The organism is Microbacterium sp. NRRL B-14842 (genome assembly GCF_050470785.1).
Window position 1 is genome coordinate 1,731,006 of record NZ_JBFLUM010000001.1, and the last position, 21,208, is coordinate 1,752,213.

Below are 21,208 nucleotides of genomic sequence, written 5' to 3' on the forward strand. Positions count from 1 at the left end.
TTAGCCCGCGAGCTTCTGGCGAAGGTCGGCGAGTCGTGCGGAGATGCTGCCGTCGATGACGTCATCGGCGATCTGCACACGCAGGCCTCCGACAACGCTGGGGTCGATGACGACGTTGAGGGACACCTGGCCGCCGTATCGCTGCGAGAGCGTCTGGCCGAGTCGCGTGCGCTGCGCGTCGCTGAGCTCGGTCGCCGTGTGCACCGTGGCCACGAGGCGACCGCGCTGGTTCGAGACGATACGCATCGCCCGGCTCAGCAGCTGCCGCACCCGGCGCTCGCGCGGCTGACGCACGAGGGACGTGACGATGAGGGCTGTCGGAGCGCTGGCGGAGGCATCGACGAGGAGACGCTCAACCAGGGCGGCCTTGGCGTCCTCTCCCCCGAGCCGGCTGCCGAGCGCGAGCTCGAGCTCCGGGTTCGCCGCGATCACCCGCGAGAAGCCGAAGAGCTCGCCCTCGATGTCCGCGCCGGGCTCGGCGATGGTCGCCGCCCGGATCGCGAGCTCCTCGAGACCGTCGATCAGCTCGGAGGCGTTCGACCAGCGTTCGGCGACAGCGGTGCGCAGGACATCCTGCGCCGCGGAGCCGTACTGCCCGAACACCGCGGACACGACGTTCTGCCGCGCCGAGGTCGGAGCCGAGGGGTCAGCCAGCGCGCCGCTCAGCTGAGACGATTCGCCCACGGCCCGCGCGGCCGCGAACAGCTCGCGCGCGGTCTCGAGGGTGACGTCCTTCGCTGCGGCAAGCGTCTGAGTGGATGCCGCGAGTGCCTGAGCGGTCGCGCTGCCCATTACGACTGCCCGCCCGGGACCTGAGCCTGTCGAAGGTCGGATGCTTCGAGATCGGCGAGGAAGCGGTCGACCACGGCGGCCGCGCGGGCGTCGTCGGAGAGCGTCTCGCCGACCACGCCGCCGGCGAGGTCCAGAGCGAGCGAGCCGACCTCGCTGCGCAGGGAGACGAGAGCCGTCTGGCGCTCTGCCTCGATCTGCGTGTGCGCGGTGGCGGTCAGACGCGCGGCCTCGCTGGCTGCGGTCTCCTTCGCCTCGGCGATGATCTTCTTGCCGTCCTCACGGGCGGCCTCACGGATCTCACCGGCCTCGGTGCGTGCCTCGGCCAGCTGTCGGGTGTACTCCTCGAGAGCCGCTTCCGCCTGCTTCTGCGCCTCATCGGCCTTGGCGATGTTGCCCTCGATGGCGGCGGACCGCTCGTCGAGCATCTTCGTCAGACGAGGAAGGGCGACCTTCCACACGACGGCGAGGATGATGAGGAACCAGAAGCCCGACCAGATGATGTCGTACCACGCGGGGATCAGCGGGTTGTTCGCCGCCTCACCCTCAGCCGCGAGGTTCGTGACAAGAGCGTTCAGCATCCTGTCTCCTTCAGAAGTCGGTGGGGATTACGGGAAGGGGATGAATCCGACGGCGATGCCGACGAACGCAAGCGCCTCGGTGAAGGCGATACCGATCCACATGAGGACCTGCAGGCGACCGGCCAGCTCGGGCTGACGGGCGACGCCCTCGATGGTCTTGCCGACCACGATGCCCACACCGATGGCCGGGCCGATGGCCGCGAGGCCGTAGCCGACCGCCGCGAGGTGGCCGTTGATTTCAGCGAGAACCGTAGTTGCGTCCACGGGTTTTTCCTTTCGTTGGGTGGGAGGGCTGTTGCCCGCCCGCTCAGTGCTCTTCTGCGACCGCGAGCTGGATGTAGACCGCGGTGAGGACGGTGAAGACGTAGGCCTGCAGGACGGCGACCAGGATCTCGAAGAGAGTGAAGGCACCGCCGAAGGCGAGGGTTCCGATACCGAGGGCAGCCCAGCCGCCGCCCGCGGTGAAGAAGAAGAACTGGGTCGCCGCGAAGCAGAGGACCAGGATCATGTGGCCGACGACGAGGTTCATCAGCAGTCGCAGGGTGAGGGTCACCGGGCGGATGATGAACGTCGAGATGAGCTCGATCGGCGTGACGATGAAGTAGACCGGCCACGGCACGCCGGACGGGAAGAGCGCATTCTTGAAGAAGTTCTTCGGGCTCTTCTTGATGCCGGCGTAGATGAACGTGACGTAGCTGACCACGGCGAGCGTGAGCGGCACCGCGATGATCGCCGTTCCCGGCATGTTCAGGAACGGGATGATTCCCGTCACGTTCATGAACAGCACCATGAAGAAGATCGTGGTGAGGATCGGCAGGAAGCGGTCGCCGTCCTTGCGGCCGAGCAGGTCGTGCGCGATGCCGCCGCGGACGAAGCCGAGGCCCATCTCGACGAGGCTCTGGAACCGGCCGGGCACGACCTTCATGCGGCGGGTGCCGAGCCAGAGGATCAGGACGACGGCGATCACCGAGAGCAACTGGATCAGGTGGATCCGGTTGACCGGGATGGGTCCGACGTGGAAGAGGATCTCCGGGAAGAACTCATCGATCGAAGGGCCGTGGAACTCGCCATCAGAGGACGCGAGTCGGGGGGTCAGGGTCGCAGCAAGATTAAACAGCGCGGGCTCCAGCTTCGGGGCACCGGTCAGAACCGGGGCGACGATGGTCGGTGTGCTACACAGCGCAAGCGCTCGCGGGCGAGCGGCGGGCACTCCTCAACACTATCAGAATCCAAGGGTGCCCTAAGACCGCGGGGCCGCGTCCGCAGGGCCGTCGGAGGCATCGTTCACCACTCCGGGGGCGCGGTCCTCCGGCACCTCGGTGGGCAGCGTGGTGTCGCTGACGTTCGGCAGCCGCATCTGGGTGAGAACGACGACGTCGATGATGAGGGACATGAGCACCCCCGCGACGATCGACAGGAAGAACACCATCGGCTCGATCCACGGCTGTCCGGCGAGCAGGATCATCACGACGACGAAGACCCCGAGCTTCAGCAGCCACCCGCCCAGCACGATCGCGAAGAAGAGCTGCACGTACAGCGGATCGCCGTACCACCGGTTGGCGATGAGGATGCTCAGCCCGGTGATCCCGAGGAACAGCGCGGCGAGGAGGACACCGAGGAGACCGCTGACCAGCCCCTCCCCCTGCGCGACGGCGAAGCCGATCCCGCCGGCGACGAGCGCCAGCACGACGGTGGCCACCGCCGACCAGACGAGGGTGCGACGCAGGATCGGGGTGCTGGAAACGGGGCTCGGACTCATCGGGGCTCCAGGGGGATCGGGTCGGGCGCGACGCCCGCGGCGGTCTTGCGTCGGCGGGTGGGACTCAGGGTGATGACGAGGCATGCGGCGATGCCGACGACCCCGAACGCGACACCCGGAAGGTACTGGCCGGGCCAGTCCTCTCGGGCGCCGACGTACATCAGGAGGACGGCGAGGGAGATGACGGCCGTCCAGGCGTAGAAGATCAGGACCGCGTCGCGGTCGCGGTGGCCGAGGTCGAGCATCCGGTGATGCAGGTGCTTGCGGTCCGGCGAGAACGGCGATCGCCCCGCGCTCATCCGACGCAGCACGGCGAGGCCGAAGTCCAGTAGCGGGAGGAGCACGACCAGCAACGGGAGCAGGATGGGCAGGAAGGCGCCGACCAGCTGCGAACGTCCCAGGCGCTCCGGGTCCAGGGCGGACGGATCCATCTGCCCGGTGATCGCGATGGCCGAGGTCGCCATGAGTAGACCGATCACGAGAGCACCGGAGTCGCCCATGAACAGCTTCGCCGGGCTCCAGTTCAGCGGAAGGAAACCGAGGCAGGCGCCGATGAGGACCGCGGCGAGGAACGTGGAGAGGTTGAAGTAGCTCGACGCCCCCGAGTCCCGCGTGAAGATGTACGAGTACGCGAAGAAGACGCCGTTCGAGATCAGGCAGACGCCGGCGACGAGACCGTCGAGACCGTCGATGAAGTTCACGGCGTTCATGACGATCACGATCGCGAACATGGTGATCGTGATGCTCAGCCAGCTCGACACGACGATCAGGTCGCCGAACGGCAGGGAGAGGATCTGCAGGCCGCCGCCCACCGTGATGATGCCGGCGGCGAGGAACTGCGCGCCCAGCTTGATCATCCAGTCGATGTCCCAGAGGTCGTCCATGACCCCGATCACGGCGATGAGCAGAGCGGCCGCGAGGATCGACCACATGGTCTGCGGCGGCGTCCAGATGCTCTGGAAGAACGGGTTGACGGCCGAGACCGCGAAGGCGGCGACGATGCCGAGGAAGATCGCGACGCCGCCGAGTCGGGGCGTGGGCGTGGTGTGCACGTCGCGTTCGCGGATGCCGGGATACAGCTTGAAGCGGAGGCTCAGCCGCCACACCGCCCAGGTCAGCACGAAGGTGATCGCGGCGGTGACGATGATCGTGAAGAGGTACTGCTTCACGAATCCTCGTCCTGCGGGTCCGGCTCGAGCAGGTCGCCCAGGACCTCGCGCAGCTGCTCCCTGGTCACGACGCCGTCCCGCAGGATCCGGACGACGCCCTGCTCGGCGTCACCCGCGCGGCGGACGAGCGAGGTCGCATCGATGATCGTGGACGCGACGCCGTCCTTGCTCATGCCGTCGTCCAGATACACCGCGACGCTGTCGCCCAGCATCTTCTCCGCGTCGAGCGCGGAGATCGCTGCCGCCTTGCCGGTGAGGTTGGCACTGGACACCGCGAGCGGTCCGGTCTCGGCCAGCAGCTCGAGCACCACCCGCCCCTCGGGCATGCGGACGGCGACCGTGCCCTTGGTCTCCCCCAGATCCCACACCAGCGAGGGCTGCGCCGGCAGCACGATCGTGAGCCCCCCGGGCCAGAACGCGTCGACGAGACGCTGGACGGGCTCCGGAACAGCCTCCGCGAGGGCCGTCAGCGTCTCCTTCGTGCCGACGAGCACGGGCGGCGGCTGATTGCGGCCGCGACCCTTGGCGTCCAGGAGGCGCTGCACCGCAGGCGGCGAGAAGGCGTCGGCGGCGACGCCGTAGACGGTGTCGGTGGGGATGACGATGAGGTCGCCGCGGCCGATCGCCTGGCGCGCATTGCGCATCCCGGCGAGCAGCTGCGCCTCGTCGCTGCAGTCGAAGATGGGGGACATGACGGTTCGATTCTACGCGGCGCGGGTTCGGGACGAGCTCGACGTCTGCTGATCAGGGGCGGACGGCGGTGGTGGCGCGGTCGCGCAGCGTCAGATCGCGATGGGTGGCTGCGGCCCGCCATCCGTCAGCCGCGAGCAGCTCGCGGATCGGGGAGCCCTGCAGTTCTCCGTGCTCGATCACCAGCGTGCCCCCCGGCCGCAGCAGACGCAGAGCCCTGGTGCTGAGCACACGGACGACGTCCAGCCCGTCCTCTCCGCCGTAGAGCGCGAGGGCGGGGTCGAACAGCCGGACCTCGGGGTCGCGCGGGATCGCCTGAGCGGGGACGTACGGAGGGTTCGAGATGACGACCGCGGCTGTGCCGTCCAGTTCGGGGAAGGCATCGGCGAGATCGGACAGCACGAGCGTGAGGTTCTCGACACCCTCGACGTTGCGACGGGCCCAGACATGGGCCTCCGGGGAGATCTCCGCGGCGTACACCCGGGCGTGCGGCACCTCGGTCGCCATCGCGAGCGCGATCGCCCCGCTGCCCGTGCCGAGATCGACGCCGATGGGGGACGGATCGCCCGATCCCAGAAGGGCGTCGATCGCATACTGCGCCACGGTCTCCGTCTCGGGCCGGGGGACGAAGACACCAGGGCCCACCGCGAGCTCCAGATGCCGGAACGGTGCGGTGCCGGTGAGATGCTGCAGGGGCTCACGGCCTGCGCGTCGGGCGACGAGCGCGTCCAAGGCGGTCGCGTCGTCGTCGTCGAGCCTGTCGCCCCGGACGATGGCCGCCTGCACCTCCCCGCGGCGCTGTCCTCGGACGTGTCCGGCGAGCAGCTCGGCGTCGACGAGGGGGTCGGGCACGCCGGCGTCGGCGAGACGCTGCGCCGCGGCGCGCACGGCCGCAGCGAGGGAGAGGTCGGGCATGGCTCCAGCGTAGAGTGCGCGCACGTCACAATGCCCCGTCCCCCCTCGGGCTCGCCTAGGCTGGATCGGCAGCGCACCCGCACAGGAAGGGCTCCCCCATGTCCGGCATCCACCCCGACATCACCACCGCTTTCGGCAACACGCCGCTCGTCCGCCTCAACCGCGTGACCGAGGGCCTCGGCGCCACCGTGCTCGCCAAGCTCGAGTACTACAACCCTGCGTCCAGCGTGAAGGACCGCATCGGCATCGCCATGATCAATGCGGCGGAGGCCGCGGGTGAGCTCTCCCCCGGCGGCACCATCGTGGAGTCCACGAGCGGCAACACCGGCATCGCCCTCGCCATGGTCGGCGCCGCCCGCGGCTACCGTGTCATCCTCACGATGCCCGCCTCGATGTCGAAGGAGCGCCGTGTGCTGCTCAAGGCGTTCGGCGCGGAGATCGTCCTCACCGACCCCACCAAGGGCATGAAGGGCGCGATCGAGGAGGTCAAGCGCATCGTCGACGAGACCCCTGGCGCGGTCTGGATCCGCCAGTTCGAGAACGCGGCGAATCCGCAGATCCACCGCGAGACCACGGCGCAGGAGATCCTCCGGGACACCGACGGCGCGGTCGACATCTTCATCGCCGGCGTCGGCACGGGCGGGACGGTCACCGGCACAGGCCAGGCGCTGAAGGCGGCGAAACCCGAGGTCCAGGTCATCGCCGTCGAGCCGAAGGACTCCCCCGTCCTCACCGAGGGGCACCCCGGACCGCACAAGATCCAGGGCATCGGCCCGAACTTCGTGCCCGACGTGCTCGACCGCGAGGTGCTCGACGAGATCATCACGGCGGAGTTCGAGGACTCGCTGCGCGTTGCCCGCGAGCTCGCGGCGAAGGAGGGTCTGCTGGTCGGCATGTCGTCCGGTGCCGCCGTGTCGGCGGCCCTGACCGTCGCCGCGCGCCCGGAGAACGCCGGCAAGACCATCGTCGTGATCATCCCGGACACCGGCGAGCGGTACCTCTCCACCGCCCTGTTCGAGGGCCTGCGCGAGGACTGAGGTCGCCGATGGGCATGATCGGGCGAATGCGCGAGGACATCGCCGCCGCGCGCCTTCGCGATCCGGCCGCGCGCACGGCGATCGAGGTGGCACTGCTCTACCCCGGCCTGCACGCCATCTGGGCGCACCGCGTCTCGCACGCGCTGTGGCGGCGGCGCCTCCGGCTCCTCGCGCGCGCCGGGTCGCAGATCTCCCGGTGGCTGACCGGCGTCGAGATCCACCCCGGAGCCCGGATCGGCCGGCGCTTCTTCATCGACCACGGCATGGGCGTCGTCATCGGCGAGACAGCGGAGATCGGCGATGACGTGCTGATGTACCACGGCGTGACGCTCGGGGGCCGGACACGGGACGTCGGCAAGCGGCACCCCACCCTGCAGGACGGCGTCGCCGTGGGCGCAGGGGCGAAGATCCTCGGCGCCGTCACGGTCGGAGCCCGTTCCGTCGTGGGCGCCAACGCCGTGGTCACCAAGGACGCACCCGCCGACAGCGTGCTCGTCGGCGTTCCCGCGAAGCCGCGCCAGCGGACCGCCGGAGAGGACACCAGGGCCCTGCTGACCGCCCCGGACTACTCCATCTGACGCTCGCCCCGCGGCCGGTGACCTTCGTCACTGCGCGACGAAGAACGGGACGGCGCCGACCAGGATGCCGATCCCCAGCATCACGAGCGACACGATGGCCGCGCGCCACAGCACCTTCCGGTGGTGGTCTCCGAGGTTCACCCCGGCGAGCGAGACCAGCAGCAGGATCGCGGGGACCAGCGGACTCTGCAGGTGCACCGGCTGCCCGGTGATCGAGGCCCTGGCCATCTCGACCGGATCGATGCCGAAGTTCGCGGCGCTCTGTGCGAGCACGGGGAGGATGCCGAAGTAGAAGGCGTCGTTCGACATGAAGAACGTGAACGGGATGGACAGCACGCCCGTGATCGGGGCGAGGAACGGTCCGAGCGCGGGTGGCAGCACGGTGGTGATCCAGGTCGCCATCGCGTCGACCATTCCGGTGCCGGAGAGGACTCCCACGAGGACGCCGGCCGCGATGACCATCGATACGACGCCGACGATGCTCGGGGCGTGCGCGACGATCTCCGCCGCCTGATCCTTGATGCCGCGGAAGTTGACGACGAGGGCGACGCCGGCCCCGACCATGAACACGTAGGGCAGCGGAAGGATGTCGACGACCAGGAGCACCATGACGGCGACGGTCAGCAGGAGGTTGAACCAGATCAGCCGCGGGCGCAGGGTGGGGCGGGCCGGATCGAGCATGGTGTCGGCCATCGCCGTGTCCGCGGGGTCGACGCTCCCGGCCGCGACCGGGGCGTGCCCGCCGGCGACGACGACGAGGTTGCCGGTGCGCAGCGAGGCGCGCGCGCCCGGCTTGAGCTCGGCGCCGCGGAAGATGCGGGGCACGGAGGCGAGCACACCGCCGTCGGCTCCGGTGAGCCGCCCGTCCGCATCGATCCGCCCCAGACGACGCCGCTCCCCCAGGCCGAGCAGCCAGGCGAAGCCGAGCGTCACGACGATGCCCGCGCCCAGCGCCGGAAGCATCGGCACGAAGATCTCCGTCGGCTGCACGCCGAGCGCGGTCGCGGCGCGCACGGTCGGTCCGCCCCAGGGGACGATGTTGAGCGTGCCGTTCATGAGGCCGGCGACGCAGGTGAGGACGACGGGGCTCATGCCGAGGCGCAGGTAGATGGGCAGCATCGCGGAGGTCGTGATGATGAAGGTCGTCGAGCCGTCGCCGTCGAGGGACACGGCGCCGGCGAGGATCGCGGTCCCGAGCACCACCTTCGCCGGGTCATCGCCGAGCAACCGCGTGATCAACCGGATGAGCGGGTCGAAGAGGCCGACGTCGATCATGATGCCGAAGAACATGATGGCGAACATCAGCAGCGCCGCCGTGGGCGCCATGGTGCCGATCGAGTCGAGGATCATGTCGCCCAGGCCGAGACCCGCCCCCGCGAACAGCCCGAAGACGGTGGGCACCAGGATCAGCGCCACCATGGGCGTGAGGCGCTTGGTCATGATCAGCGTCATGAACACGAGGACCATCGTGAAGCCGAGGATGACGAGCACCCCCTCCGGCGGCACGAAGGCCACGTCGTAGGTGGGTGCCTCCTCGGCGGCAGCGATCAGCGCGGTCGATGCGTGGAACATGCGTGACTCCTTCGTCGTCGCTCCGTCATCGCTGACGGATCCTGACGAGGCTAGGCAATCCGGAGACGCGGAGCGCGGTATGCCGCATTCCCGGCTGTTGTGCGCGTACCGTGACTTCTGCGCATATTGCGCGTCGGGAGCGAGGTGACGATGTCCACGGAGAAGCGGGTCCGGTTCGCGACCCGCGCCCTGTTGCTGCATCTCGCCGCCGTCGCCCTCGTCGTGACGCTGTGCACGGGCGTGTATCTCGCGCTCGCGGTCCAGCAGCTGCGCCGAGGCGGAGTCGACGGCACTCGGCATCGCCAGGACCCTGGCGGAGGACGCGCAGGTGCGGGAGACGGTGACCGCCATCTCCGCGTCGGACGACGAGCCGGATGCGGCCGCGCTGCGCGACGGGGAGCTGCAGCAGGTCTCCGCCGCCGTCATGGCGCGCACCGGGGCTCTGTTCGTGGTGATCACGGACGACCACGGCATCCGCCTCGCCCACCCCCTGCCGTCGCGGATCGGCGAAGTGGTGAGCACCCCGTTCGCCGAGGTGCTGGCGGGCCACGAGGTGGTCGACTGGCAGACCGGCACGCTCGGCGAGTCGGCACGCGCGAAGGTGCCGGTGCGGGACGATACCGGCACGCCGGTCGGCGAGATCAGCGTCGGGTTCGAGCGCACCGGGGTCTTCGACGACCTCCCGCCCGTGCTCGCCGCGATCGGGCTGACGGCCGCCGGCGCGCTCGCGCTCGCGCTCGCGACCTTCCTTCTCCTCCGCCGCCGCTGGGAGCGGTTGACCCTCGGCGTGCAGCCCGAGGAGCTGGTCGCCCTCGTGCAGAACCAGACGGCGGTGCTGAACGGTGTCGGCGACGGCGTGCTCGCGGTCGATCAGGACGGTGTCGTGCGGGTGAGCAATGCCGCGGCGGATCGGCTCCTCGGGCTCCACGACCCGGTCGGCCGCCGCGTGGGCGAGCTCCCGCTGCCACCCGTCGTACGGGACACGGCCACGGGAGCCCGCGAGCGTGCGGAGGCGGTCGTCGGCGACCGGGTGCTCTATCTCGAGTCGAGCGCGGTGCGGCGCGACGGGCAGGAACTCGGTGACGTGCTGATCGTGCGCGACCGCACCGACCTCATCGCCCTGACCGAGCGGCTGGAGGCCGTGCGCACGATGACCTCAGCACTGCGCGTCCAGCGCCACGAGTTCGCCAACCGCCTGCACGTGGCTGCGGGCCTCATCGACGCCGGCCGTGTCGCCGACGCGCGCGCCTTCCTCGACGAGCTGGTGAGCCGTGGTCCCGTGTCGTTCCCCGTCGCCGGCCTCGACCTCGTGGGCGATCCGTTCCTGCACGCCTTCCTGGGAGCCAAGGGCGTGGAGGCCGCCGAACGGGGCGTCGCCCTGCGGATCGCGGAGGACACGCAGCTGATCGGCACCGTGCGTCGGGTGGAGGACGTGGCGAGCGTGCTCGGCAATCTCGTCGACAACGCGATCGCCGCCGCCGTCACGGGCACGAGGGACCCGCGGTGGGTCGAGGTCTCCGCGCTGAGCGACGGCGGCGCGCTCGTCGTCACCGTCTCCGACTCCGGCGCCGGTATCCGGGAGCCCGACCTCCGAGCGCCCGCCGACGACGCGGGAAGCGAGGATCGCGTGCACGGGCACGGTATCGGCCTGCCCCTGGCCACGGAGATCGCCCGTCGGAGCGGCGGCGACCTCTGGATCATCGACCCCGGCGGCACCGGCCACGGCGCGGTGTTCGCCGCCCGCATCGGAGATGCCGTCGACCCCACTCCGCATCTCTCGAAGGAGGACCTGTGACGGAACCGCTGCGGGCGCTCATCCTCGACGACGACTTCCGGGTGGCCGACCTGCATCGGGCGGTCGTGGACGACCATCCCGGATACACCGTGACCGGGACCGCGCGGTCCTGTGGCGAGGCTCGCGACCTCGTGCGCTCGACACGCCCCGACCTGCTGCTCGCCGACGTCTACCTCCCCGACGGCGACGGCATCGGACTCGTCCGCGAGGTCGGGGTGGACGCGATCCTCATCTCCGCCGCGGACGACGCGCCCACCGTGCGACGAGCCCTGCGGGCCGGCGCGATCGGCTATCTCGTGAAACCGTTCGACCGTCGCGGACTGACCGGCCTCCTCGACCGGTACCTGCGCTATCGCAACCTGCTCGCGGGTGTGAGCGGCCCCTCACGCAGGAGGACGTGGACCGGGCGCTCGCGATCCTGCACGGCGGCGGTGAGCCGGTGTCCCTATCGCGCTCGGCCACCGAGCAGCGCGTGCTCGCAGCGCTCGGAGACGGCGAGGCCTCGGCCGCGGAGGTCGCCGAGCGGGTCGGCATCTCACGGGCCACCGCGCAACGGCACCTCGCGGCACTCGCCGCACGGACGATCGTCGAGGTGCGGCTGCGGTACGGATCGACCGGACGGCCCGAGCACCGGTACGCGACGCGCACGTGACGCGGTGGGCGGCCGCTCAGCCCTCGGAGCCGACGGCGGCGAGGCGCGCTTCTTCGTCGGCGGCGATGGCGCTCTCGATGATGGGGTCGAGCGCACCGTCCATGACCTGATCGAGGTTGTACGCCTTGAACCCCGTCCGGTGATCCGCGATCCGGTTCTCCGGGAAGTTGTAGGTACGGATGCGCTCCGAGCGGTCCATGCCGCGGATCTGCGACTTGCGCGCGTCGGAGGCTGCTGCGTCGAGCTCCTCCTGCTGCTTGGCGAGCAGTCGGGCGCGCAACACGCGCATCGCGGCCTCACGGTTCTGCAACTGCGACTTCTCGTTCTGCATCGACACGACGATGCCGGTCGGCACGTGGGTGATCCGGACCGCGGAGTCGGTGGTGTTCACCGACTGGCCGCCGGGGCCCGATGAACGGAACACGTCGATCTTCAGATCGTTCTGATCGATCTGGATCTCCTCGGGCTCGTCCACCTCGGGGAACACGAGCACGCCGGTCGTGGACGTGTGGATGCGTCCCTGCGACTCCGTGGCCGGCACCCGCTGCACGCGGTGCACGCCGCCCTCGTACTTCAGGTGCGCCCAGACGCCCTGTGCAGGGTCAGACGAGGAGCCCTTGATGGCGACCTGGACGTCCTTGTAGCCGCCGAGGTCGGACTCGTTGCGCTCGAGCAGCTCGGTCTTCCACCCCTTGGACGCGGCGTACTGCACGTACATGCGCAGCAGATCCGCCGCGAACAACGCCGACTCGGCGCCGCCCTCCCCCGCCTTGATCTCCATGATCACGTCGCGGGCGTCGTCGGGGTCGCGCGGGATGAGGAGTCGTCGGAGGCGCTCCTGCGCGGTCTGCACGCCCTCCTCCAACGCGGGGACCTCGGCGGCGAACGCCTCGTCCTCCCTGGCGAGCTCGCGTGCCGCCTCCAGATCATCGACGGCGCCCGTCCACGCCTCGTGCGCCGCGACGATGCGTGACAGCTCGGCGTACCGACGGTTGACACGCTTGGCGCGGGCCGCGTCGGCGTGCACCGCCGGGTCGGAGAGTTCCTCCTGGACCCGGCGATGCTCGTCGATCAGAGTCTGGACGGACTCGAACACGTCGGGCCTCAGCGGATGTTGTTGTCGTGCCCGTGGGCGCCCGAGGGCAGCGTCGGGATCGACTTCTGCATCTGAACGAGGAACTCCACGTTGGAGTGGGTCTCCTTGAGCTTGCCGAGCACGACCTCCAGCGCCTGCTGCGGGTCGAGGCCGGCGAGAGCGCGGCGCAGCTTCCAGGTGATCTTGACCTCGTCGGCGGAGAGGAGCATCTCCTCGCGGCGGGTGCTGGACGCGTTCACGTCCACCGCCGGGAAGATGCGCTTGTCGGCGAGCTGGCGGGACAGGCGCAGCTCGCTGTTGCCGGTGCCCTTGAACTCCTCGAAGATGACCTCGTCCATCTTGGAGCCGGTCTCGACGAGCGCGGTGGCGAGGATCGTGAGGGATCCGCCGTTCTCGATGTTGCGGGCGGCACCGAAGAAGCGCTTCGGCGGGTAGAGCGCGGATGCGTCGACGCCACCGGTGAGGACGCGGCCGGACGCCGGAGCGGCCAGGTTGTACGCGCGTCCGAGGCGGGTGATCGAGTCGAGCAGCACGACCACGTCGCGGCCCAGCTCGACGAGGCGCTTGGCGCGCTCGATCGCGAGCTCGGCGACCGTCGTGTGGTCTTCCGCGGGACGGTCGAAGGTGGAGGCGATGACCTCGCCCTTCACCGTGCGCTCCATGTCGGTGACCTCTTCGGGGCGCTCGTCGACGAGTACGACCATGAGGTGCACCTCGGGGTTGTTCTGCGCGATCGCGTTGGCGATCTGCTGCAGGACGATCGTCTTGCCGGCCTTGGGCGGCGCGACGATCAGGCCGCGCTGGCCCTTGCCGATCGGTGCGACGAGGTCGATGATGCGCTGCGTCAGCTTCTCCGGAGCCGTCTCCAGGCGCAGACGCTCCTGCGGGTAGAGCGGCGTGAGCTTGCCGAACTCCACGCGGGTGGCCGCGTCGTCGACCGAGAGGCCGTTGATGGAGTCGACCTTGACGAGGGCGTTGTACTTCTGGCGGCCCTGCTGCTCGCCTTCGCGCGGCTGCTTGATGGAGCCGACGACCGCGTCGCCCTTGCGGAGGTTGTACTTCTTGACCTGGCCGAGCGAGACGTAGACGTCGCTGGGCCCGGCGAGGTAGCCGGTGGTGCGCACGAAGGCGTAGTTGTCGAGCACGTCGAGGATGCCGGCGATCGGGATGAGGACGTCGTCCTCGGTGATCTCGGTCTCGAACTCGTCGACAGGGCCGGCGCCGCGACGCTTGTTGCGCTGACGGTTGCGCCCGTTGCCGTTGCCGGACTGGTCGTCGTCGGCCGGTGCGTTCTGCGCCTGCTCCTGACCGCCGCCCTGCCCGCGGCCGCGGTTGCGGTTGCGGTTGCGGCTGCGGCCTCGACCACCCTGCTCGTCGCCGTTGTCTCCCTCGCCGGACGCGTCCTTCGCGGGGGCGTCCGCCTCGGCCTCGTTCTTCGCGGCAGCGCCGTCGTTCTTCGGCTCGTTCTTCGCCGCGTCGTTCTTGGTGCGGCCGCCCTGGGCGGTGCCCGCGTCGGCCGTCTCGGTCGCGCCGTCGGCCGGTGCCGCCTCGGCCTTCTCGGTCTTCGCCTCGGGGGCCTCGGCGTCCGCCTTCTTCGTGCGACGGCCGCGTCCGGACTTCGGGGCCTCGGCCGGTGCCTCGGCGGCCTCGGCAGCAGGCGCCGGCTCGGCGGCGGCGGTCTCGGCGGGGGCCTCGGCGTCCGCCTTCTTCGCGCGGGTGCGGCGCGGAGCCTTCGCCTTGGGCGCGGCTTCTGCCCCCTCGGCGGAGTCGCCGGCAGCGGCGGGAGCATCGGCGGTGCCGGACTCCTCCGCCTTGGCGGCCTTGGCAGCGGCCGTCGCGGTGCTCGCCCGGCGCGGCGCGCGCTTCTTGGCCGGAGCGGACTCGGTCGCCTGCGCGGCGACGGGGGCGTCGGCGGTCGGAGCCGCCTGATCGTTCTGGGTCTCGGAGAGGTTCTCCACGAGTACTCCCTTATAGGTCATGGGAAATGAGCGTGAACGCGCACAACGGGTGCTGCGCACGATCGCACGGGCTGACGCTCGGCGTCAGCCAGCCTCGGCACTTGGGCCTCAGGGGTTTGCGTGCGGGTCTTGCAAGAGATGCAATGGGGCCAGATTCACGAATGCTACGTGGAGCCCTCCGCTCGATCCCCCACTGTACCACCACGGACGTCGACGGCGAGCAGGAGCGCCTCCCACGGGGTGTCGGTCACCCGATTGGCCACCTCGACGGCGTCCAGGCGACTGCCCGGACCGTCCGCGAGGACGAGCACACTGGGGCCGGCGCCGGAGACGACGGCGGCGAATCCGGCGGCCCGCAGCGCCTGCACGAGGCGCTGCGTCTCGGGCATGGCGCCGGCGCGGTAGTCCTGGTGCAGGCGGTCGGCGGTCGCGTCCAGCAGCAGCTCCGGGCTCTGCATCAGCGCCGCGATGAGCAGAGCCGACCGGGACACGTTGAACACGGCGTCGGCCGTGGAGACGTGCGGCGGCTGCAGCGAGCGGGCCTGCGAGGTCGACATCGTGTACGCGGGGACGAGGACCAGGGGCGAGACGCCCCGATGCACGAGGAGCTTCTTGTGCTGCGGACCCCGCTCCCCCATCCACGCGATCGTGAGCCCGCCGAACAGCGCGGGCGCCACGTTGTCCGGGTGGCCCTCGAGCTCGGTCGCGAGGCGCAGCAGATCGGTGTCGGAGAGGTCGACGTCGCCGGCCAGCAGCCCCTTCGCCGCGAGCACGCCGGCAGCGACGGCCGCACCGGAGGACCCCAGGCCGCGGCCGTGCGGGACCGCGTTCTCGGCCACGATGCGCAGGCCGGGCATCGGCCTGCCGACGTCCGCGAAGACGTAGGCGATCGTCCGGACGATGAGGTTGGACGCATCCCGGGGGATGTCGGCGGCGCCCGAACCGGAGACCTCGATCTCGAGCTCCCCCTCCGGCAGAGCGGTCACCTCGAGACGGTCGTAGATGCTCAGCGCCAGGCCGAGCGTGTCGAAGCCGGGGCCGAGGTTGGCGCTCGTCGCCGGCACCGTCACCTCGACCGTGCGGCCGATGCGGGCGCCGTGCTCCTCGGGAGCGGGAGCCGTAGCCGTCACCGTGGTCACTCGCCTTCCACCCGGAGGACGGACACCACACGGGCGACGACGTCGCTGTCGCCCAGCACGTCCACCGTGTCGCTGAGGGCCTGCTCGGTCGCACGGTGCGTGCCGATGATGAGGCGAGCGGTCGGCTCGTCCTCACCCTCGACGGTCTGGACGACGGTCGCGACGGACACTCCGCCGTCGCTGAGGATGCCCGCCACGGTCGCGAGCACGCCGGGGGCGTCGGAGACCTCGAGGGTGATCTGGTACCGCGTGGTGACGTGGCCGATGGGCACGACGGGGAGATTCGCCCGGGTGGACTCGCCCACGCCGACGCCGCCCGCGATATGCCGACGCGCAGCGGAGACGACGTCGCCGAGGACGGCCGAGGCCGTCTGCACGCCGCCGGCGCCCGCCCCGTAGAACATGAGAGAGCCGGCGGCCTCCGCCTCGACGAAGACGGCGTTGTTGGCACCGTGCACGGAGGCGAGCGGGTGGGACACGGGGACGAGTGCCGGGTAGACCCGCACCGAGATGGACTCGGCGCCGTTCGCCTCGATCCGCTCGCAGACGGCGAGCAGCTTGATGACGAAGCCGGCCGCGCGGGCCTCCTCGATCATCGACGCGGTGATCGAGGTGATGCCCTCGCGATGCACCGCCTCCAGCGGCACCGCGGTGTGGAAAGCGAGGCTGGCGAGGATCGCGGCCTTCTGCGCGGCGTCGTAGCCCTCCACGTCGGCGGTGGGGTCGGCCTCCGCATACCCCAGGCGCTGCGCGTCGGCGAGCACGTCGGCGAAGTCGGCGCCCTCGGTGTCCATCCGGTCGAGGATGTAGTTCGTGGTGCCGTTGACGATGCCCATGATGCGCACGACGCGGTCGCCGGCGAGCGAGTCGCGCAGCGGACGGATGATCGGGATGGCGCCGGCGGCCGCCGCCTCGTAGTACACCGATGCGCCGACGCGATCCGCGGCCTCGAACAGCTCCGGCCCGTGGGTCGCCAGCAGCGCCTTGTTGGCGGTGACCACGTCGGCGCCGGAGCCGACGGCCTGGAGGATGTTGGTGCGGGCGGGCTCGATCCCGCCGATCAGCTCGATCACGATGTCGGCGCCGAGGATGAGCGACTCGGCATCGGTCGTGAAGAGCTCCTTCGGCAGCTCGACGTCGCGGGGCGCGTCGAGGTTGCGCACCGCGATGCCCGCCAGCTCCAGCGCGGCACCCGCGCGGTCGGCCAGCTCGTCGCCGTGGCGGAGCAGGAGGGCCGCCACCTGGGAGCCGACGGCTCCGGCGCCCAGCAGCGCCACGCGAAGTCGTCTGTAGTCAGTCATGGGTGCTCCTTCTGGGGTGGGTCATCGTGCTCCCTCGGGGGCGTGCGCCCCGTCGATGCCCGCGTCGCGGGCCAGCAGGTCGTGGACGGTCTCTCCGCGGACGATCACCCGCGAGCGGCCCTCGCGCACCGCCACGATCGGCGGCCGCGGGACGTGGTTGTAGTTGCTCGCGAGAGAGGCGCAGTACGCGCCCGTCGCGGGCACCGCGAGCAGGTCCCCCGGGGTGACGTCGCCGGGCAGATATTCGTGATCGACGACGATGTCGCCGGACTCGCAGTGCTTGCCGACCACCCGGCTCAACTGCGGGTCGCCCGTTCCCGCGCGCGAGGCCAGGCGGGCGGAGTAGCTGGCGCCGTAGAGGGCCGTGCGGGCGTTGTCACTCATCCCGCCGTCGACGCTGACGTAACGCCGGGTCGCCCCCGAGGCGACCGTGACGTCCTTCGTCGTGCCGACCTCGTAGAGCGTCACGCCCGCGGTGCCGACGATCGCGCGCCCGGGCTCGAACGACAGCGCCGGCACGGGGATGCCGCGCGCCGCGCAGCCCTCGGCCACCGCCGCGACGATGCCGCCGGCGAGCTCGTCGATGGGGGTGGGGTCGTCGATGCGGGTGTAGGCGATGCCGAACCCGCCGCCGAGGTTCAGCTGCGGCACGGGGCCGTCCTCGAGGAGGGCGGCGTGCAGTTCGAGCACGCGGGAGGCGGACTCGCGGAAGCCGGCCACGCCGAAGATCTGGGAGCCGATGTGGCAGTGCAGTCCGGCGAACTCCAGCCCGGGGATCTCGCGGATCCGTGCCACGGCGACCTCCGCCTCGGCGAGCGGGAAGCCGAACTTCTGGTCCTCGTGCGCCGTGGCGAGGAAGTCGTGGGTCTCGGCGTGGACGCCGCTGATGACCCGGACCATGACGCGCTGCACGGCGTCGGTGCGGGCGGTGATGGCGGCCAGGCGCTCGATCTCGATCGCGCTGTCGACGACGATCGTCCCCACGCCGAGGGCGACCGCGCGCTCGAGCTCGGCGACCGACTTGTTGTTGCCGTGGAAGCCGAGCGAGGCCGGAGCGACCCCCGCGGCGAGGGCGACTTCGAGCTCGCCGCCGGTGCACACGTCGATGCGGAGCCCCTCGTCGACGACCCACCGGGCGACCGTCGTGCACAGGAACGCCTTGCCCGCGTAGTACACCTGCGCGGTCGTGCCGTGGGCGGAGGCGGCGCGGTCGAAAGCGTCGCGGAAGGCCCTGGCGCGGCGGCGCACCTCGTCTTCGTCGAGCACGAGGAGCGGCGTGCCGTAGGCCCGGACGAGCTCCGGCGCCGTCACACCCGCCAGCACGAGGGCTCCGTCCTCGTCGCGCTCCGTGGAGGACGGCCAGACCCCGACCGCGAGATCGTTCGGGTCGTCGGGGACGACGAGCCAATCCGGAGCGAGCGTGGCGGCAGAGTCGAGCACGGAACACCAATCGTGGGACGGATCTCGGGCGGAGGCGCACATCGAGTTGCCCCGATTCTAGGGCACCCCCTGTCCCCGCCTGGTCATGGTGACACGCCGCGTCAACCCCCTGGGGAGGGGTGCCGAGCGGCTCATAGGGTGGGGGCGTGGCAGACACCGACACGCGAGACTCCGAGAACCGTTCCGCAGCCCCGGCCCGACCGGGACTCGTCGCCCGCATCACGGGACCGGTGATCGCTTGGGCCCTGGCCCGGCGCCCGGTCAGGGCGGTGCTGCTGTACTCCGAGCGCCGCGGTCCGATGCTCGCCGACAGCGTGACCTACCGGGCCCTGTTCAGCGTCTTCGCCGGCGTGCTCCTCGGCTTCTCCCTCGCGGCCCTCTGGCTCTCCGGAAACCCGGAGGCCTGGCGCGCGATCATCGACGCCGTGCAGTCCGCGGTCCCCGGGCTCATCGGCGAGGGCGGTGTCATCGATACGAAGGACCTCCGGACTCCGGCGTCGTTCTCGATCGCCGGCATCATCTCCCTCGTCGCGCTGGTCGGTGCCGCGCTCGGCGCCATCGGCTCGCTCCGCACGGCCATCCGGACCATCGCCGGCACGATCCAGGCGGACATCCTGTGGATCTGGGTCATCGTCCGCAACCTGCTTCTCGGCATCGGCATCGGCCTCGCGTTCGTGCTCGCCGCCGGGATCACCTTCATCGGACAGCTCGGGGTGACCTGGATCGGCGACCTGCTCGGGGTGCCGTCGGATTCCCCTCTGCTCGCCTGGACGGTCCGGATCCTGTCGCTCCTCGTGGTGTTCATCCTCGACGCGGCCCTGATCGTGGGCGCCTTCCTCCTGCTGTCCGGCGTCCGACCCGCTGCGCGGTCGTTGTGGAGCGGCGCCTTCCTCGGCGCCTTCGGCCTGATCGTGCTGCAGCAGCTCTCCGGGCTCTTCGTCGGCGGTGCGACGAGCAACCCCCTGCTCGCCTCGTTCGCCTCGCTCCTCGCGCTGCTGATCTGGCTCCAGCTGTCCACCCAGGTCATCCTCGTCTCGTGCGCCTACATCGTCACGGCCGAGGAGGAGCGCGGTGACCGCCTGCACGAGCGGTTCGGCGCACGCACGTTCGTCCAGCGGCGGCTGCAGCGCGCCGAGGTGGACGTCAAGATCGCCACGGCCGAGCTGCGCGACGCCCAGCGCGCGGCGGCCGAGGAGAACGGCACCGCCGAGAAAAAGTGACCTTCCTCGTTGTGACCGCAATCGATATGGTGGTCACAACGAGAGGGGGCGCATGTCCGCACCACGACGGCACACCGTGACCGTTCCCGGCGCGCGGGTGTCGGTCGCGGAATGGTGCCCCGCGGCGGAGACGCAGCCGCCCGTGCTCCTTCTGCACGGCGGCGGCGCCGACAGTGCAGAACTCTCCTGGGGCGAGGTCGGACCGGCGTTGGCGGCCGCCGGACACCGCGTCGTGGCACCGGACCACCCCGGGTTCGGACGCAGTCCGCGCCTCGAAGCGCCGCTGACGCAGGAGCGCCTGGTGCAGTACGTCGGCGACCTCGTCGATGCCCTCGACCTGCAGGCCTACGTCGTCGGCGGACTCTCCCTGGGTGCCGGGTTGGCGTTGGGCCACCTCCTCGACCGCCCGGACGCTGCGCTCTCCGCCGCCCTCCTCGGCAGCTACGGGCTGATGCCACAGCTGACGGACGGACGCCTCGGTGCCCTCTCGCACCTGTCGACATTCCTGCTCCTGCGTTCGGGGCTGCTCGGCGCCATGACACGCGCCTACGCGCGCGACCGGAAGGCGATGATGCGCGGCCTCCAGGATCTCGTGCACTCCCCGGACGCCCGCAACCCGGCTCTCGTCGATGCGGTGCTCGCCGAGGCAGCGACAGGATCGGGTCTCACGACGTTCGGCGACTGGCAGCGGGATCAGGTGCGACCGCTGCGACTCCGCACCGACTACCGCGACCGGCTCGCCGAGATCCGGGTCCCCGTCCTGCTCGTGCACGGCGACCGGGATTCCGGCGTGCCTCTTCGGAGGATCGAGGAGGCGGCGGACGCGCTGCCGGCCGGCCGGCTCCTGGTGGCACCGGGAGCCGGACACTGGGTGCAACGCGACCGCCCCGACCTCGTGATCCCCGCCCTCCGGGACTGGTTCGCCCGAGGCTCCGATGCCTAGGCCGCTCGTGCCCGACCGGCGCGCCCGCATCCTCGATGCCGCGGAGCGGATGGTGCTGACCGACGGGTTCGATGCCATGAGCGTCGCCGCGATCGCACGCGCGGCCGGCATCGGCAAGGGCGCGGTCTACCTGGAGTTCGCGGCGAAGCGCGACATCCTCGACGCGCTGCTCCAGCGCGGCACGTCTCGGATCGCCGATGCGGTCGCCCGTACCGCAGGACCGCAGCCCTCGCTCAGTGCCCTCTACCGCGCCACAGCTGCTGCCCTGCTCGGCGACGAGCTCATGACGGCCGCGTTCCTCGACGACGCGGGAATGCTCGGTGCGCACGTCGCCGCGCAGCCACCCGCCCGGTACCGGAGGCGTCACGAACAGGTCGTCGCCGGGATCCGTGAGCTGCAGGAGCAGGGCCGGATCGTGCCGGACGTGGAGCCCGAGGCCCTGGCTCTCGCGTTGTCCGGTGCCACGCTCGGCCTGCTCTCCGCGGCCCGCACCCTGGGGCCCCTCGATCGCGCGACGCTGGAGAGCGCCATCGACACGGTCGGCCGCATGGCCGCGAGCTTCGAGACGGAGTGA

The 21,208-nt window shown here is 70.8% G+C and carries 20 protein-coding genes and 1 pseudogene; 7 read left to right on the top strand and 14 right to left on the bottom strand.

From position 1 onward, the window contains the following. The 8 genes from AB1285_RS08675 to prmC form a co-directional block, all read right to left on the bottom strand. On the bottom strand, window positions 1-792 hold the full coding sequence (locus AB1285_RS08675) for a F0F1 ATP synthase subunit delta (RefSeq protein ID WP_187663820.1): 792 nt from the start codon (window positions 790-792) through the stop codon (window positions 1-3). Then, window positions 792-1,370, bottom strand: coding sequence for a F0F1 ATP synthase subunit B (locus tag AB1285_RS08680; protein ID WP_060922506.1), 579 nt, complete (start codon window positions 1,368-1,370; stop codon window positions 792-794). The genes AB1285_RS08675 and AB1285_RS08680 overlap by 1 nt, the downstream gene beginning before the upstream one ends. A gap of 27 nt (window positions 1,371-1,397) precedes the next feature. Further along, the gene (gene atpE / locus AB1285_RS08685) at window positions 1,398-1,634 is read right to left on the bottom strand and encodes an ATP synthase F0 subunit C (RefSeq protein ID WP_025103147.1); all 237 of its coding nucleotides are present in this window, start codon (window positions 1,632-1,634) and stop codon (window positions 1,398-1,400) included. Between the two features lie 43 nt (window positions 1,635-1,677). After that, the gene (gene atpB / locus AB1285_RS08690; protein ID WP_187664137.1) at window positions 1,678-2,466 is read right to left on the bottom strand and encodes a F0F1 ATP synthase subunit A; all 789 of its coding nucleotides are present in this window, start codon (window positions 2,464-2,466) and stop codon (window positions 1,678-1,680) included. A gap of 144 nt (window positions 2,467-2,610) precedes the next feature. Next, window positions 2,611-3,129, bottom strand: coding sequence for a hypothetical protein (locus tag AB1285_RS08695; protein ID WP_370428767.1), 519 nt, complete (start codon window positions 3,127-3,129; stop codon window positions 2,611-2,613). Beyond that, a complete protein-coding gene (locus tag AB1285_RS08700) occupies window positions 3,126-4,298 on the bottom strand; it encodes an MraY family glycosyltransferase (protein ID WP_370428766.1) in 1,173 nt (390 codons plus the stop codon). Before AB1285_RS08700 ends, AB1285_RS08695 begins: the two co-directional genes overlap by 4 nt. Next, window positions 4,295-4,990: an L-threonylcarbamoyladenylate synthase gene (locus tag AB1285_RS08705; protein ID WP_187663817.1), complete on the bottom strand. Its 696-nt coding sequence runs from the start codon at window positions 4,988-4,990 to the stop codon at window positions 4,295-4,297. Before AB1285_RS08705 ends, AB1285_RS08700 begins: the two co-directional genes overlap by 4 nt. A gap of 52 nt (window positions 4,991-5,042) precedes the next feature. Then, window positions 5,043-5,903: a peptide chain release factor N(5)-glutamine methyltransferase gene (gene prmC, locus AB1285_RS08710; protein WP_187663816.1), complete on the bottom strand. Its 861-nt coding sequence runs from the start codon at window positions 5,901-5,903 to the stop codon at window positions 5,043-5,045. 98 nt (window positions 5,904-6,001) lie between these two features. On the opposite strand from prmC, the gene cysK reads away from it, so the two are divergent. After that, on the top strand, window positions 6,002-6,940 hold the full coding sequence (gene cysK / locus AB1285_RS08715; protein ID WP_370428765.1) for a cysteine synthase A: 939 nt from the start codon (window positions 6,002-6,004) through the stop codon (window positions 6,938-6,940). A gap of 8 nt (window positions 6,941-6,948) precedes the next feature. Then, the gene (gene epsC, locus AB1285_RS08720) at window positions 6,949-7,518 is read left to right on the top strand and encodes a serine O-acetyltransferase EpsC (RefSeq protein ID WP_292797914.1); all 570 of its coding nucleotides are present in this window, start codon (window positions 6,949-6,951) and stop codon (window positions 7,516-7,518) included. A gap of 27 nt (window positions 7,519-7,545) precedes the next feature. Here epsC and AB1285_RS08725 read toward each other — a convergent pair whose 3' ends face one another. Beyond that, window positions 7,546-9,090 carry a CitMHS family transporter gene (locus AB1285_RS08725; protein ID WP_370428764.1) on the bottom strand — a complete coding sequence of 515 codons (1,545 nt, stop codon included), beginning with the start codon at window positions 9,088-9,090 and terminating at the stop codon, window positions 7,546-7,548. A gap of 328 nt (window positions 9,091-9,418) precedes the next feature. Here AB1285_RS08725 and AB1285_RS08730 point away from each other — a divergent pair, with 328 nt between their 5' ends. Continuing rightward, window positions 9,419-10,885, top strand: a complete 1,467-nt coding sequence (locus AB1285_RS08730; RefSeq protein WP_429977462.1) for an ATP-binding protein — start codon at window positions 9,419-9,421, stop codon at window positions 10,883-10,885. Further along, a pseudogene (locus AB1285_RS08735) lies at window positions 10,882-11,537 on the top strand (response regulator). The gene AB1285_RS08730 and the pseudogene AB1285_RS08735 overlap by 4 nt, the downstream one beginning before the upstream one ends. A gap of 16 nt (window positions 11,538-11,553) precedes the next feature. Here AB1285_RS08735 and prfA read toward each other — a convergent pair. The 5 genes from prfA to lysA all read right to left on the bottom strand — a co-directional run bounded on the left by prfA (window position 11,554) and on the right by lysA (window position 18,471). After that, on the bottom strand, window positions 11,554-12,633 hold the full coding sequence (prfA, locus tag AB1285_RS08740) for a peptide chain release factor 1 (RefSeq protein ID WP_268776475.1): 1,080 nt from the start codon (window positions 12,631-12,633) through the stop codon (window positions 11,554-11,556). A gap of 8 nt (window positions 12,634-12,641) precedes the next feature. Then, on the bottom strand, window positions 12,642-14,591 hold the full coding sequence (gene rho, locus AB1285_RS08745) for a transcription termination factor Rho (RefSeq protein WP_363332875.1): 1,950 nt from the start codon (window positions 14,589-14,591) through the stop codon (window positions 12,642-12,644). Between the two features lie 164 nt (window positions 14,592-14,755). Further along, window positions 14,756-15,721, bottom strand: coding sequence for a homoserine kinase (gene thrB, locus AB1285_RS08750; RefSeq protein WP_292796784.1), 966 nt, complete (start codon window positions 15,719-15,721; stop codon window positions 14,756-14,758). Window positions 15,722-15,726: 5 nt separating this feature from the next. Then, on the bottom strand, window positions 15,727-17,031 hold the full coding sequence (locus AB1285_RS08755; protein WP_370428762.1) for a homoserine dehydrogenase: 1,305 nt from the start codon (window positions 17,029-17,031) through the stop codon (window positions 15,727-15,729). A gap of 21 nt (window positions 17,032-17,052) precedes the next feature. Then, window positions 17,053-18,471 (bottom strand): diaminopimelate decarboxylase, encoded by a 1,419-nt coding sequence (gene lysA / locus AB1285_RS08760; RefSeq protein ID WP_259954977.1) that lies wholly within the window; start codon window positions 18,469-18,471, stop codon window positions 17,053-17,055. Between the two features lie 146 nt (window positions 18,472-18,617). Here lysA and AB1285_RS08765 point away from each other — a divergent pair, with 146 nt between their 5' ends. The 3 genes from AB1285_RS08765 to AB1285_RS08775 are packed head-to-tail and all read left to right on the top strand — an operon-like array spanning window position 18,618 to window position 21,208. Then, window positions 18,618-19,691, top strand: coding sequence for a YihY/virulence factor BrkB family protein (locus AB1285_RS08765; RefSeq protein ID WP_292796638.1), 1,074 nt, complete (start codon window positions 18,618-18,620; stop codon window positions 19,689-19,691). A 52-nt stretch (window positions 19,692-19,743) separates the two neighbouring features. Next, complete coding sequence (locus AB1285_RS08770) at window positions 19,744-20,634, top strand: alpha/beta fold hydrolase (protein ID WP_370428761.1); 891 nt, start codon at window positions 19,744-19,746, stop codon at window positions 20,632-20,634. After that, window positions 20,627-21,208: a TetR/AcrR family transcriptional regulator gene (locus tag AB1285_RS08775; RefSeq protein ID WP_370428760.1), complete on the top strand. Its 582-nt coding sequence runs from the start codon at window positions 20,627-20,629 to the stop codon at window positions 21,206-21,208. The genes AB1285_RS08770 and AB1285_RS08775 overlap by 8 nt, the downstream gene beginning before the upstream one ends.

Excerpts from the sequence above, each read along its gene's own strand:
- AB1285_RS08755 (WP_370428762.1), bottom strand. The coding sequence starts at position 17,031 with ATGACTGACTACAGACGACTTCGCGTGGCGCTGCTGGGCGCCGGAGCC.
- AB1285_RS08695 (WP_370428767.1), bottom strand. The coding sequence starts at position 3,129 with ATGAGTCCGAGCCCCGTTTCCAGCACCCCGATCCTGCGTCGCACCCTC.
- AB1285_RS08705 (WP_187663817.1), bottom strand. The coding sequence starts at position 4,990 with ATGTCCCCCATCTTCGACTGCAGCGACGAGGCGCAGCTGCTCGCCGGG.
- AB1285_RS08770 (WP_370428761.1), top strand. The coding sequence starts at position 19,744 with ATGTCCGCACCACGACGGCACACCGTGACCGTTCCCGGCGCGCGGGTG.
- epsC (WP_292797914.1), top strand. The coding sequence starts at position 6,949 with ATGGGCATGATCGGGCGAATGCGCGAGGACATCGCCGCCGCGCGCCTT.
- prmC (WP_187663816.1), bottom strand. The coding sequence starts at position 5,903 with ATGCCCGACCTCTCCCTCGCTGCGGCCGTGCGCGCCGCGGCGCAGCGT.
- AB1285_RS08775 (WP_370428760.1), top strand. The coding sequence starts at position 20,627 with ATGCCTAGGCCGCTCGTGCCCGACCGGCGCGCCCGCATCCTCGATGCC.
- AB1285_RS08725 (WP_370428764.1), bottom strand. The coding sequence starts at position 9,090 with ATGTTCCACGCATCGACCGCGCTGATCGCTGCCGCCGAGGAGGCACCC.
- AB1285_RS08675 (WP_187663820.1), bottom strand. The coding sequence starts at position 792 with ATGGGCAGCGCGACCGCTCAGGCACTCGCGGCATCCACTCAGACGCTT.
- cysK (WP_370428765.1), top strand. The coding sequence starts at position 6,002 with ATGTCCGGCATCCACCCCGACATCACCACCGCTTTCGGCAACACGCCG.
- AB1285_RS08680 (WP_060922506.1), bottom strand. The coding sequence starts at position 1,370 with ATGCTGAACGCTCTTGTCACGAACCTCGCGGCTGAGGGTGAGGCGGCG.